Genomic DNA, 13,252 nt, shown 5'->3' with positions numbered 1-13,252 from the left:
TGCGGCGCGGGGGAAGTCAACCTTGCGGGCGCGCGCGCATGGCCCCATATACAACACAAGCCAGTTACAGGAGAATGCACATGCAGGCGCGTGGCAAGATTTTTGACGATATTTCGCAACTGATGACCAACGCCATGGGCGTGGCGCAGGGCGCAAAAGACGAAGCCGAAACCGCGATGAAGTCGCTGATGGACCGCTGGCTGGCGGACCGCGACTTTGTCACCCGCGAGGAATTCGACGCGGTGCGGGCGATGGCGCAAAAGGCCCGTGAAGAGAACGAGGCGCTGAAGGCGCGTCTGGACGCGCTGGAAAGCAAGTAAGTCAGGCGAACCTGGCGCGCGCAACACGCGCCCAGGCACTAAAGCCCCGCAACACATTGCCTTGCATTCTGTGAGAGGCCGCGCCCGACCGCCCGTCACGCCGCAGGCGCGACGGTAATGAACGGCGCAGCTTTGGTGAGATAAACGGCGCACCTTTGGTGCGACTGGCGGGCGCCGACCTTGTGGTGGGCTCATTCCCTCGAACATCCAAAATAGGCGTGCATTTTGTGCGCCCCTCGGCCTTTTCCACAACTTATTGAAGTTATCCCCAAATAAAGGGTTGCCAGATGGCCGCCCCGCCTGCACCATATTTGGTAGAGATACGGGGGATGACCCTCGACACTCAGAGCAGGCACCTAGCGCTTGGGGGCGCGGCAATGCCCCACCGCTAGAGCGAGAAAAAGAGGTGGCGACATGGCCCTTTCCGAGCAATTCCTGGAAGACGAGATTCACCCGATTGATATTGTCGAGAATATCGCAGCACACCACGACTGGGATTTCGACCGTATTGCAGACGATCAGATCGCCATGGCTGTCGAAGGCCAGTGGCGCACCTATTCCCTGACGCTGGCCTGGTCGGGCTATGACGAAACGCTGCGTCTGGTCTGTACCTTTGAAATGGAACCACCCGCTGAAAAGCTGGGTGACCTCTACGCTTTGCTGAACCTGATCAACGATCAATGCTGGGCGGGCGCCTTTACCTTTTGGGAAGAGCAAAAGCTGATGGTCTACCGCTATGGTCTGGTGCTGGCCGGTGGTCAGATCGCAGGCCCCGAACAGGTCGATACCATGATCAACGCCGCCGTGATGAGCGCCGAGCGGTACTATCCCGCGCTGCAACTGCTGACATGGGGTGATCGTACGCCCAAGGATGCGTTGGAAGTTGCCATTGCAGAGGCCTATGGCCGCGCGTAAACCTTTGCCCTGAACCATATTCGGGGAAGGGCAAACCATGACAACTGAGGTAATTGCGCAGCGCGGCCTTGTGCTGCTGGGCTGTGGCAAGATGGGCTCGGCCATGTTGGCGGGCTGGCTGAAACGCGGTTTGCCCGCCACGTCGGTCTGGGTGAAAGACCCCAATCCGTCGGACTGGCTGAAGGGCACAGGCGTGCACATCAACGCCGACCTGCCTGCGCATCCGGCGATCGTGCTGGTGGCGGTCAAGCCGCAGATGATGGGCGATGCGGTGCCCAATATGGCCCACATGGGCGGGGGCGGCACCACGTTCGTCAGCGTCGCGGCGGGCACGCCGATTTCCTATTTCGAGAAAACGCTGGGTGCAGGCACGCCCGTGGTGCGGGCAATGCCGAACACCCCTGCCGCCGTGGGTCGCGGTATCACCGCTATCGTCGCCAACGAAGCGGGCGCAGGCGCGCTGGACGTGGCCGAAGAATTGCTCAGTGCCGTGGGGCAGGTGGTGCGTCTGGAAACGGAATCGCAGATTGATGCGGTGACCGGGGTCAGCGGGTCGGGGCCGGCCTATGTGTTCCACATGATCGAAACGCTGGCAGCCGGTGGCGTGGCACAGGGGCTCTCGCCGGAACTGGCGATGCAACTGGCCAAGGCCACGGTGGCAGGCGCGGGGGCGTTGGCCGAGGATGCGGATGAGGACCCCGCGCAACTGCGCATCAACGTGACTTCGCCCAACGGCACCACGCAGGCGGCGCTTGAGGTCTTGATGGATGAAGAAACGGGCTTTCCGTCGCTGCTGCCCCGCGCCGTGGCCGCCGCAACACGCCGTGCAAAGGAGCTGGCAGATGGCTGATAATCTGGACTTTGACACATTCCTCAAGGTCGACATTCGCGTTGGCACCGTGCTGCGCGCAGAACCTTTCCCCGAGGCACGCAAGCCTGCGATCAAGATGTGGGTCGATTTTGGTGGTGACATTGGCGAGCGCAAGACCAGCGCACAGGTCACCGCGCATTACACGCCCGAGATGCTGGTGGGCAAACAGGTGGTTGCAGTCGTGAACTTTCCGCCCCGCCAGATTGGTCCCTTCATGTCCGAGGTTCTGGTGCTGGGCTTGCCCGATGACGCAGGCGAGATCGTGCTGCTGCGCCCCGATCAGGCGGTGCCAAACGGGGGGCGGATGCATTGAAACGCCTCTTCATCTCGCGCCCCATGCCCGCCGACGTCGAGGCCGAGGCACGCAGGCATTTCGACGTGACCATGCGGGACAGCAACGCGCCGCTGTCGCAGGCTGAAATGATTGACGCCTTGGATGGCTACGACGCCGTGCTGCCGACGCTGGGCGATATGTTCAGCGCCGAGGTTTTTGCGCAAGTCACGCCCCGCGCGGTGATGCTGGCCAACTTTGGCGTGGGGTATAACCACATCGACGTGGCGGCGGCGCGGGCCAAGGGGCTGATCGTCAGCAACACGCCGGGGGCGGTGACCGATGCCACAGCCGACACCGCCATGACCCTGATGCTGATGAGCGCGCGGCGTGCCGGCGAAGGCGAACGGATGGTGCGGGCAGGGCAGTGGGACGGCTGGCACCCGACGCAGATGCTGGGGATGCACCTGTCGGGCAAGACCGTGGGCATTGTCGGCATGGGCCGCATCGGGCTGGCGATAGCACGGCGCTGCCATTTCGGCTTTGGCATGAAGGTCGCATATTTCACCCGCTCGCCCAAAGAACTCGACCTTGACGCGACGCCTTATGATGACCTGTTAACACTGGCGGCTGCGGTGGATGTGCTGGTGCTGGCGGTGCCCAGCGGGCCCGACACGCGCAATCTGGTCGACGCGGCGGTGCTGGCGGCGATGCAATCCCATGCGCATCTGATCAACATCGCACGCGGCGATGTGGTGGATGAGGGTGCCTTGATCGACGCCCTGCAAACCGGGGCCATCGGTGGCGCGGGGCTGGATGTTTATGCGCGCGAACCCGAGGTGCCTGCTGCGCTGCTGGCCTTGGACAACGCGGTGCTGCTGCCGCATCTGGGCACGGCGGCACTGGAAGTACGCACCGATATGGGGCTGATGGCCGTGTGCAACCTCAAGGCCGTGCTGATCGACGGACAGGACGCGCCCAACGCGGTCTAGGATCCGGACCCTAGGTCACCGACTCATAAGTTCGCAACCAGATTCTGATTGACGCGAGTTGTATGGATGCGAGGAAATTATCATCGCGTTTGTCATATCTTGTTGCTACCGCGCGGAAGTTTTTGAGTTTGTTGAAGAAACGCTCCACTGCGTTGCGTGCTTTGTAACGCTCGCGATCATGCGCGATGACAGGATTGCGTTGCGGCATCGAAGGGATCACGGCTTGCGCCTTCTGTTTGGCGATCAAATCACGGATCGCGTTGCTGTCATAGGCGCGATCCGCCAGCACGCTGCAGCCTTCTTTCAGTCGATCCAGCATCTGCTCTGCCGCGTGTCCATCATAGGCCTGCCCAGCCGTCAGCATGAGCCGGATCGGGCGGCCAAGCGCGTCCACCAAAGCGTGGATTTTCGTTGTCAGCCCGCCCCTTGAGCGACCCAGGCAATCGGATCGCCCCCTTTTTTAGGGCCATTTGCGCCCTGTTGGTGTACCCGGATGGAGGAGCTGTCAATCATTTGCACCTCACCCTCATATGCCTCTGATATTGCTTCAAGAATACGCGCCCAGTGGCCCGCACGCCGCCAGCGGTTGAAGCGGTTCACACAGGTCGTATGCGGCCCGTATCGGGCAGGAATGTCTGCCCAGGGCGCACCAGTCCGCAAGCGCCAGAAGATGCCGTTCAAAACCCGCCGGTCATCCACACGGGGCTTGCCGCGCACCTTCGTCGGCAGCAACGGCTGGATCACCGACCATTCAAAATCTGTCAAATCAAAACGTGCCATTCTCACCTCCACATTTGCCGGAAAGTGAATCACGTTTTCTAAAGTCTGTGAATCCCTTTTATGGGTATGTGACCTAGCGCATCAAACATCCCCGGCTGTCAAAGCCGTAAATATCACCCGGCTCCGTTGCCAACGGCGGCGCCGGGCGGGTGTGGATGCGCAGCGCCCAGTGGGCATCTTGCAACTGCCGGGGCATCGCTTCGGTGTCAGGGTTGATGATCTCGACCTCCCAGCCCCGGATCTGGGCGGCGTGGCGGATGTCTTCCTGACCGGCGCAGGCCAGAAAAGCCGTATCACGCAACATCAGCAATTTTGCTACCTGCCAGTCGTTTGTCGCGCGTTGATCCATGCGGGCGTACATGCCCGGCAACACCCCCGGCACGCCGGTCAGGATCAACCCGCAGGCCAGCGCGATACCGCAAAGCAGACCGGCGCAGAACCGTTTCATGCCTTGTCGCCCGTGGCCTTGCGCCAGTGACGACGGCACAGGCTGACATAGGTTTCGTTGCCCCCGATCTGCACCTGCGCCCCATCGCGCACCACATTGCCCTGCGCATCCTGACGCACGACCATCGTGGCCTTTTTGCCGCAATGGCAGATGGTGCGCACCTCGCGCATTTCATCCGCCAGCGCCAGAAGTGTGGCCGAACCGGGAAACAGCTTGCCCTGAAAATCGACCCGCAGGCCATAGCACATGATGGGCACTTTCAGATCATCCACCGCACGGGCCAGTTGCCAGACCTGCGCCTCGCTCAGAAACTGCGCCTCGTCGATAAAAACGCAGGCAATGTTGTCGGTGTCCAGATGGGTTTCGATCTTGGCAAACAGATCCTCGCCGGGTGCGAAAGTGTCTGCATCCTGTCCAATTCCGATACGGCTCGCGATACGGCCCTGACCTGCGCGGTTGTCGAATTGCGCAGTCAGCAAATAGCTTTGCATACCGCGCTCGCGGTAATTGTGCGCGGCTTGCAACAGAACTGTCGATTTGCCTGCGTTCATTGTGGAGTAGTGAAAATAGAGCTTGGCCATAGCGCCAAGGGGTACGCCAAGGGGCGCGGGCAGGCAAGTGAGAGGGCGGGCCGCAGCGCCCGTTTTTGCAGCAGAGGCAGAGCGCTAAGCTGTGGCGGTGCGATGGCCGCAGGGGTGCGGAAAGGCCCCGCAAAGGAGCCCGTCACGCCGACTGCCGGACATGCCAGCCCACCGTTCCCAAGCGGCGAAAGCGCAACGGGTCTCACACTTTCCCGTGGGGGAGGCACGGGCCACTCGAAAAAAAATCCCGAAACCGGCGGGACGATTAAAAAATGACATTTCCACGCTGTTGATTTAATGGGAAAAGACAAGATGCTTTCCCCTGCCTATCAACGGGGAGGGCACGCGAGAGTCGAGTGGGGACGTATGGCAGGTATTGGCAGCTACTTGAAAAAGCACACCGAGGCGTTGGTCAAGGATGTGGGCATAGAGCCCGCATGCGCTGTGACCGGCAAATCCAAAGCGACTTTGGGGCGGTATTATTCGGACAATCCCGAACATGCCGACAGGTTCATGCCGATTGACGCGGTGGTGCGTCTTGAGAAAGAGGCGTCCTTTCCCTTTGTCACCACAGCATTGGCCGAATTGCAGGGCGGCGTTCTGGCATTCGAGGACCGCCGCCAGAATGCGCCGTCGACCGGCGGAATAAATGCCGATGTGATCGCGTTGAGCCAGCGGTTTGCCATGTTGATGAGCGAATACCAGCAATCCATCGAAGACGGGATTATCACCGTCAACGAAGCCAAACGTCTGCTGCGCGAGACCTCGCTGCTTCAGCGCGTGCTGATCGACATGAAGCTGCATCTGGAAGAAGAAAGTGCCTGAAGACACAGGCGCGCTTTTCACGGACGCATTGCCCGACATTGATGTGAATGCACTGGCGGCGGCAGATGATCCGCGCCACCCGCCGCGCATTTTGCTGCTGTATGGCTCGCTGCGCGATGTCAGCTATTCCCGCCGCGCGGCGGAGGAAAGCGCGCGCATACTGCGGCATCTGGGCTGCGAGACGCGGATGTTCGACCCCACCGGCCTGCCAGTGGTGGATGATGCATCCGAGGATCACCCCAAGGTGACCGAGTTGCGTGAACTGGCGGTCTGGGCCGAAGGCATGGTCTGGTCGTCGCCCGAGCGTCACGGGGCGATGACGGGGCTGATGAAGACCCAGATCGACTGGCTGCCGTTGTCGATGCAGGGCGGCATTCGCCCGACACAGGGCAAGACGCTGGCAGTGATGCAGGTGTCGGGCGGGTCGCAATCATTCAATGCGGTGAACCAGATGCGGATTCTGGGACGCTGGATGCGGATGGTGACGATTCCCAACCAGTCGTCCATTCCCAAGGCGTGGCTTGAGTTTCAGGACGGGCGTCTGCCCGAGGGGCCGTTTTACCGCCGCATCGTTGATGTGATGGAAGAGCTGGTGAAGTTTACCTGGCTGGTGCGCGGGCGGGCCGATTATCTGGTGGACCGGTATTCGGAACGGGTGGAAACGGTCGAGGCGGTGCACAAGCGGGTTTCGCAGAAATAGCGGGTCTGGCTTGTTGAAGCCGAATAGGGGGGCGCTGCCCCCTGGCCCCCCGGGATATTTTTGGCCAAAAGAAGCCGGTTTAGCCGTGTTTTTCGACCAGCACACTGCCAACGGAATAGCCTGCACCGAACGAGCAGATCAGACCGTGGTCGCCATCCTTGAGATCGGCGGAATGTTTGGCGAAGGTGATGATGGACCCCGCCGATGACGTGTTGGCGTAGTCTTGCAGGATGTTGGGTTGTTCATCCGGTTCGGGCGTGCGGCCCAGTACCTTTTTGCCGATAAAGTCGTTCATGCTTTTGTTGGCCTGATGCAGCCACAGGCGCTTGATGTCCTCTGCGTTCAGGTTTTCGTCCGCCATGTGATCCATGATGTGTTGCGATACCATCGGGACCACTTCCTTGAACACCTTGCGGCCGTTCTGCATGAACTGCATGTCTCGGCGGTCTTTCATGCCGTCGGGGCGCGAGCGGCGCAGAAAGCCGTTGTTGTTGCGGATGTTGTTGGAAAAGCTGGTGGCGCAACGGGTGGATTTGACGGCGAAACAGGGGCCTGCGGCGTCCTCTTCACGCTCCAGCAGGGTGGCGGTGGCCACATCGCCAAAGATAAAGTGGCAGTCGCGGTCGCGCCATTCGATATGCGCCGAGCAGATCTCGGGGTTGATCACCAGCGCCGAGCGGATCGAACCCGAACGGATCATGTCGGCGGCGGCCTGAATACCAAAGGTGGCAGAGGAGCAGGCGACATTCATGTCGAAGGCAAAGCCCTGAATGCCCAGCAGATCCTGAATTTCGATGGCAACGGCCGGATAAGCGCGTTCGAGGTTTGAGGCGGCGCAGATCACCGCGCCGACGTCGGCGGCGGTCTTGCCTGCGTTTTCCAGCGCGATATTGGCGGCCTTGAGCGCCATTTCAGCCATGATCGACGGTTCGTCATCGCTGCGCTGGCGCATTTTTGGGTACATGACATGCGGGTCCAGAATGCCGTCCTTGACCATCACATAGCGCTGTTCGATGCCCGATGCCTTGACGATGAATTCTTCCGAGGAGTGGTCCTTGGGCGCAAGCGTGCCCGCGGCGATTTCGGCGGCGTGTTCGGCATTGTAGAGATCCGCATAGGCGTTGAACGCTGTCACCAGTTCTGCGTTGGTGACTGTCTCGGAGGGTGTAAAGACACCTGTGCCCGTGATCGCCGGTGTGTACATGATCTGCCCCTTTTTTCAGCGTCCCATATGAAGCCGTGTTAGCGCCGGAAGGTCAAGGTGGGGTGGCGGGACATCGTCTTGATTTAGGCGGCTGGGGGCGTCGTTCAAGTGATGTGCCGGTGGGCCTGCGCCTGCATGGACGGAAGGGCACACCACTTCGCAAAAAGGTTGGGCCTGAACGCTTCAGATCAGCGGCACAAAAGGCACGTCGCAGGCGGCAAGGCCGGCCAGCAGTACAAAAAGAACGAAAAGGCGCATTCGGAAGTCCTGTCAGGTTGGAGGCATGTGCCACCAACCTGTGCGGGAATCTTGTGCGTTGTCTACCCTTGCAGCGACTTTACGCCCACATCGTCGGCCGCCTGTGCCTTGATCGCCAGCGCGGCGGCGTAGGAGGCGGCTGCGGTGGTGAAATAGGGGATCTTGTCATAAAGCGCGATCGAGCGGATCGATTTGCTGTCTTCGACTGCCTGCGTGCCCTCGGTCGAGTTCATGACCATCTGCACGCCGCCGTTCTTCATCAGGTCGGTGACATCGGGGCGGCCTTCGTAGACCTTGTTGACGGTGCCGCAGGTGTGACCGTTTTCGGTCAGCCACTTGGCGGTGCCGTTCGTGCCCACGAGGGTAAAGCCCAGACCCAGAAGGATTTTGGCGGCTTCCAGCATGTCGGCGGTCTTGTCGTCGTCCTTGATCGACACGAACACGCAGCCCTCGCGCGGCAACGGGTTGCCTGCCCCCATCTGCGCCTTGAGGAAGGCACGCGGGAAATCGCGGTCCCAGCCCATGACTTCGCCGGTGGAACGCATTTCCGGCCCCAGGATCGTATCGACACCGGGGAAGCGGGCAAAGGGCAGCACCGCCTCTTTCACCGAATACCAGGGCATGTTGGGGTCGGCCAATGTCATCGGATCACCCAACGGCAGCACGTCCGAATATTTGGCGTTTGCGTCATAGGGCGCGCGCATCGGGAAGTTCGACAGCGGCTCGCCCGCCATGACGCGCGCGGCGATGGAGGCAATCGCGCTGTCTGTCGCCTTGGCCACGAAGGGCACGGTGCGCGAGGCGCGCGGGTTGACCTCGATCAGGTAAATCTCGCCGTCCTTGACCGCGAACTGGATGTTCATCAGGCCGACCACATGCAGGGCAAGGGCCAGCGCGTGCGTCTGTTCCTTGACCCGCTCGATGATCTCGTCGGGCAGCGAATAGGGCGGCAGCGAACAGGCACTGTCGCCCGAGTGGACGCCGGCCTCTTCGATGTGCTGCATGATGCCTGCGACGTGCACGTTGGTGCCGTCACAGATGGCATCCACGTCCAGTTCGACCGCGCCGGACAGGTAGCTGTCCAGCAACACGGGGCTGTCGCCCGATACCACGACGGCCTCTTTGATATAACGCTCAAGCTGGGCCTGATCGCGCACGATTTCCATCGCGCGGCCACCCAGCACATAAGACGGGCGGATCACCAGCGGAAAGCCGATGTCCTTGGCAATCTCGATCGCTTCGGCGTCGGAATGGGCGATGCCGTTGTGCGGCTGTTTCAGGCCAAGGCCCTGCACCAGCTGCTGGAACCGCTCGCGGTCTTCGGCCAGGTCGATGGCGTCGGGCGTGGTGCCCAGGATCGGGATGCCCTCGGCGTGCAAGGCGGCGGCGATTTTCAGCGGGGTCTGGCCGCCGAATTGCACGATCACACCGTGCAGCGTGCCGTTGTCCTGTTCGACCCGCAGGATTTCCATGACGTGCTCGAACGTCAGCGGTTCGAAATACAGCCGGTCCGAGGTGTCATAGTCGGTCGACACGGTTTCGGGGTTGCAGTTGACCATGATGGTTTCATAGCCCGTCGCCGTCAGCGCATAGCAGGCGTGGCAGCAGCAATAGTCAAACTCGATGCCCTGACCGATGCGGTTGGGACCGCCGCCCAGGATCACGACCTTTTTGCGGTCGGACGGCCGCGCTTCGCATTCGACCTCGCCAAAGACGGGCGATTCATAGGTCGAGTACATATAAGGGGTTTGCGCCTCGAACTCGGCAGCGCAGGTGTCGATGCGTTTGAACACGGCGACAACGCCTGCAGCACGGCGCGCGGTGCGCACCTGATCTTCGGTCAGGCCGGTCAACGTGCCCAGACGCGCATCGGTAAAGCCCATCATCTTGAGGTGACGCAGGCCCTTTTCATCTTCGGGCAGGCCGTTGGCGCGGACCTCTTCCTCGGCGTCGATGATCTCGCGGATACGGGCCAGGAACCACGGGTCGAACATGGTGATGCCGTGAATGTCGTCGTCGCTGATGCCGTGGCGCATGGCCTGTGCGATCACACGGATGCGGTCGGGGGTCTGCTGGGCCAGCGCCTTGGTGATGGCGGCGCGGTCGGGTGCGCCCGGAATGGCAATTTCGTCAAAACCGGTCAGACCGGTTTCCAGCGAGGCCAGCGCCTTTTGCATCGATTCGTGGATGGTGCGGCCAATGGCCATCGCCTCGCCCACGGATTTCATCGCGGTGGTCAGGTTCGGCTCGGAGCCGGGGAATTTCTCGAAGGCAAAGCGCGGGATCTTGGTGACGACATAGTCGATCGTCGGCTCGAAACTGGCCGGTGTCACCTTGGTGATGTCGTTGTCCAGTTCGTCCAGCGTGTAGCCGACGGCCAGTTTCGCCGCGATCTTGGCAATCGGGAAACCTGTCGCCTTGGACGCCAGCGCCGACGAGCGCGACACGCGCGGGTTCATCTCGATGACGACCATGCGGCCATCGGCGGGGTTCACCGCCCATTGCACGTTTGATCCGCCGGTTTCCACGCCGATCTCGCGCAGGACCGCGATCGAGTGGTTGCGCATGATCTGGTATTCTTTGTCGGTCAGCGTCAGGGCCGGGGCCACGGTGATGCTGTCGCCGGTGTGGACGCCCATCGGGTCGATGTTTTCGATGGAACAGACGATGATGGCGTTGTCGGCGGTGTCGCGCACCACTTCCATTTCGTATTCTTTCCAACCCAGCAGGCTTTCATCGACAAGGATCTGACCCACGGGCGATGCATCCATGCCGGTGCGGCAGAAATGTTCGTAATCTTCGCGGTTGTACGCCACGCCACCGCCGGTGCCGCCCATGGTAAAGGCGGGGCGGATGATGGCGGGCAGGCCGACATAATCCAGTGTTTCAAAGGCCAGTGCGACGCCAGCGGCAAGGTCTTTCTTGCCATCCGGTCCCTTGGGCGCGGTCACAATCGTGGCCTTGGGGTTTTCGATGCCCAGCCGGTCCATCGCTTCACGGAACAGTTTGCGGTCCTCGGCCATCTCGATGGCTTCGCGCTTGGCGCCGATCATCTCGACGTTGTATTTCGCCAGAACGCCCATTTCTTCCAGCGCAAGCGACACGTTCAGGCCGGTCTGCCCGCCCATGGTGGGCAGCAATGCGTCGGGGCGTTCTTTCTCGATGATCTTGGCGACCATCTCGGGGGTGATCGGCTCGATATAGGTGGCGTCGGCCATGCCCGGATCGGTCATGATCGTTGCAGGGTTCGAGTTGACCAGAATAATCCGGTACCCTTCTTCGCGCAGGGCCTTGCAGGCCTGTGCGCCCGAGTAGTCGAATTCGCAAGCCTGCCCGATTACGATGGGGCCAGCTCCGATGATCATGATGGATTTGATATCGGTTCTTTTCGGCATGGCGCGGCCCCTTACGTTTCCGGGCACCCCCTGCGCCCAAATTGTCCTGCGTTATAGGCAACAAGGCGTCGGGTGCAAGGCCCGTTGCCCTGCTATAAGGCATTCAGGCAGGTGGATTCGCAAAAATCTTTGCCTCTGCTCGCCTGTCGGCTGGAACCACCTGCCAGCCTGCGCGTTTGAATGCACATCGTGGGGGAATCTGTCTTGCGCTATTCTGCACTGCTTTTGGGGTCGATCGGGGTTCTGGCCGACACGTTCGAGCTGCAACGCTGCGCATTCAACGCAGCCTTCGCCACCCACGATCTTGAGTGGGACTGGAACGCCGAGACCTACACCGAATTGTCCCGCGTGATTGGTGGCCGGGCCCGTATCCAGCATTACGCCGACAGTCTTGATCAAGAGGTCGACGTTACCGAGCTGTATGATTCCAAGATCGACGCATTTGCCAAGGCGCTGGAGGCGGGCCTGCGTCTGCGTCCAGGCATTTCCGACCTGATCGCAGAGGCCCGGCGTTGCGAGCTGAGAATCGCCCTTGTAAGCACCGAGGACAAACGGCAGGTCGCCCTGATCCTGCGTGCGCTGGGGCGTGATCTGGACCCTTCGGTGTTTGACTATATCGGAGACGGCTCAAAAGCGGCCCGTCCCAAACCCGAGCCTGCGATTTACCGCGATGCCCTGCGCGCCTTGCATATCGAGGCCAAGGACGCGCTGGCCGTTGAGGACACGCCCGAAGGTGCTGAATCCGCCATGGAAGCAGGGATCGACACCTTCGCCTATCCCGGAACCGGCATGGAAGACCGCAGCTTTGCTGAGGTGATCGGCACAGGCACGCCGTCGCTGGACCTGTTGCACAGCGAAGAGCAGCCCAGCTAGGGTCAGGTCCCTTGGAAATCCATCGTCAGAAAGGTCCGCACCGCCGCCTCGAAGTCGCGCGGTTTTTCCGCGTGCAGCCAGTGGCCGGTCTCGGGGATCTTTGCAAAATGCGCTTGCGGGAACAGCTCTTTGATGCGCGGGCGATGCGCGGCTGTGACATAATGCGAGTTGCCCCCCGTCAGAAACAGCGCGGGCCCGTCAAAGGCGCCGGCCAGTTCGGGGAAAGACAGGATGTCGGGCATGTTCGCCTCAAGCGCATCCAGATTGAGAAGCCAGCGTTTTTCCGACAGATCCAGCGACTGTGTAAAAAACGACTGCAAGGCGGGTTCGACACCCTGGGCGGCGAGCTGTTCGGCTGCTTCCGAACGACGCGTGACAGTGGCCAGATCGACGCCGCGCATGGCCGTGATGAATTCGGCCTGCGTATGTTCGTAAGTCACCGGCGCGATATCGGCGACAATCAGCCGCCGCACCAGCTCCGGGCGGGTCAGCGCCAGCGTCATCGCCGCCTTGCCGCCCATCGAATGGCCCAGCACATCCATCGGTGCGCCGAAATGGTCGATCACAGTGGCCAGATCTGCCGCCATATCCGTGTAACTGTTGGTATCCGCACGCATACTTTGCCCGTGGTTGCGCATGTCCACCGCGATCACGCGGCGCGCGTCCGACAAGCGTTTGGCAATGACACCCCAGTTGCGCCCCGAGCCGAACAGGCCATGGGCGATCAGCAGCGGGGTGCCGGCGGTGTCGGGGGCGTGGTCGATATAATTCAGCATGGCGCTAGGGCTAGCGCGTTTTGCCAAGGTACGCTAGGCCTGC

13 protein-coding genes and 1 pseudogene are annotated in these 13,252 nt (G+C 61.3%); 8 read left to right on the top strand and 6 right to left on the bottom strand.

The annotated features are described in order from the left end of the window. Window positions 1-80: 80 nt before the first annotated feature. The 5 genes from DSM107133_RS13880 to DSM107133_RS13860 all read left to right on the top strand — a co-directional run bounded on the left by DSM107133_RS13880 (window position 81) and on the right by DSM107133_RS13860 (window position 3,369). Window positions 81-320, top strand: a complete 240-nt coding sequence (locus tag DSM107133_RS13880; RefSeq protein WP_028958539.1) for an accessory factor UbiK family protein — start codon at window positions 81-83, stop codon at window positions 318-320. A 414-nt stretch (window positions 321-734) separates the two neighbouring features. Then, complete coding sequence (locus DSM107133_RS13875) at window positions 735-1,235, top strand: YbjN domain-containing protein (RefSeq protein WP_114292698.1); 501 nt, start codon at window positions 735-737, stop codon at window positions 1,233-1,235. A 37-nt stretch (window positions 1,236-1,272) separates the two neighbouring features. After that, on the top strand, window positions 1,273-2,085 hold the full coding sequence (proC, locus tag DSM107133_RS13870; RefSeq protein ID WP_114292699.1) for a pyrroline-5-carboxylate reductase: 813 nt from the start codon (window positions 1,273-1,275) through the stop codon (window positions 2,083-2,085). Further along, entirely contained in the window at window positions 2,078-2,419 is a 342-nt protein-coding gene (locus DSM107133_RS13865; RefSeq protein WP_028958536.1) for a tRNA-binding protein, read from the top strand. Before proC ends, DSM107133_RS13865 begins: the two co-directional genes overlap by 8 nt. Next, on the top strand, window positions 2,416-3,369 hold the full coding sequence (locus DSM107133_RS13860) for a D-glycerate dehydrogenase (protein WP_114292700.1): 954 nt from the start codon (window positions 2,416-2,418) through the stop codon (window positions 3,367-3,369). Before DSM107133_RS13865 ends, DSM107133_RS13860 begins: the two co-directional genes overlap by 4 nt. A 10-nt stretch (window positions 3,370-3,379) precedes the next feature. On the opposite strand, the pseudogene DSM107133_RS13855 reads toward DSM107133_RS13860, so the two are convergent. From DSM107133_RS13855 to DSM107133_RS13845, 3 genes and pseudogenes are all read right to left on the bottom strand, one after another. After that, window positions 3,380-4,155, bottom strand: a pseudogene (locus DSM107133_RS13855) (IS5 family transposase). A 67-nt stretch (window positions 4,156-4,222) separates the two neighbouring features. Then, window positions 4,223-4,597 carry a hypothetical protein gene (locus tag DSM107133_RS13850; protein ID WP_114291426.1) on the bottom strand — a complete coding sequence of 125 codons (375 nt, stop codon included), beginning with the start codon at window positions 4,595-4,597 and terminating at the stop codon, window positions 4,223-4,225. After that, complete coding sequence (locus DSM107133_RS13845) at window positions 4,594-5,178, bottom strand: thymidine kinase (protein ID WP_114291427.1); 585 nt, start codon at window positions 5,176-5,178, stop codon at window positions 4,594-4,596. Before DSM107133_RS13845 ends, DSM107133_RS13850 begins: the two co-directional genes overlap by 4 nt. Window positions 5,179-5,544: 366 nt before the next feature. Between DSM107133_RS13845 and DSM107133_RS13840 the strand changes: the two genes are divergently transcribed. Together DSM107133_RS13840 and arsH are read left to right on the top strand one after the other, a co-directional pair. Then, window positions 5,545-6,003, top strand: coding sequence for a hypothetical protein (locus DSM107133_RS13840; RefSeq protein WP_114291428.1), 459 nt, complete (start codon window positions 5,545-5,547; stop codon window positions 6,001-6,003). After that, window positions 5,996-6,703, top strand: a complete 708-nt coding sequence (arsH, locus tag DSM107133_RS13835) for an arsenical resistance protein ArsH (RefSeq protein ID WP_275890925.1) — start codon at window positions 5,996-5,998, stop codon at window positions 6,701-6,703. Before DSM107133_RS13840 ends, arsH begins: the two co-directional genes overlap by 8 nt. Window positions 6,704-6,782: 79 nt before the next feature. Here arsH and DSM107133_RS13830 read toward each other — a convergent pair whose 3' ends face one another. Further along, window positions 6,783-7,907: a beta-ketoacyl-ACP synthase III gene (locus DSM107133_RS13830; protein WP_114291430.1), complete on the bottom strand. Its 1,125-nt coding sequence runs from the start codon at window positions 7,905-7,907 to the stop codon at window positions 6,783-6,785. Between the two features lie 320 nt (window positions 7,908-8,227). After that, window positions 8,228-11,560, bottom strand: coding sequence for a carbamoyl-phosphate synthase large subunit (carB, locus tag DSM107133_RS13825; protein WP_114291431.1), 3,333 nt, complete (start codon window positions 11,558-11,560; stop codon window positions 8,228-8,230). A 204-nt stretch (window positions 11,561-11,764) separates the two neighbouring features. Here carB and DSM107133_RS13820 point away from each other — a divergent pair, with 204 nt between their 5' ends. After that, window positions 11,765-12,433 (top strand): HAD-IA family hydrolase, encoded by a 669-nt coding sequence (locus DSM107133_RS13820; RefSeq protein WP_162791929.1) that lies wholly within the window; start codon window positions 11,765-11,767, stop codon window positions 12,431-12,433. 2 nt (window positions 12,434-12,435) lie between these two features. Here DSM107133_RS13820 and DSM107133_RS13815 read toward each other — a convergent pair whose 3' ends face one another. Further along, complete coding sequence (locus DSM107133_RS13815; protein ID WP_114291433.1) at window positions 12,436-13,209, bottom strand: alpha/beta fold hydrolase; 774 nt, start codon at window positions 13,207-13,209, stop codon at window positions 12,436-12,438. Window positions 13,210-13,252 lie beyond the last annotated feature (43 nt).

Source organism: Pseudosulfitobacter sp. DSM 107133, assembly GCF_022788695.1.
GTDB lineage: Bacteria > Pseudomonadota > Alphaproteobacteria > Rhodobacterales > Rhodobacteraceae > Pseudosulfitobacter.
Note: the sequence above shows the minus strand (reverse complement) of the source record. Positions and strands in the feature narration are given on the sequence as shown.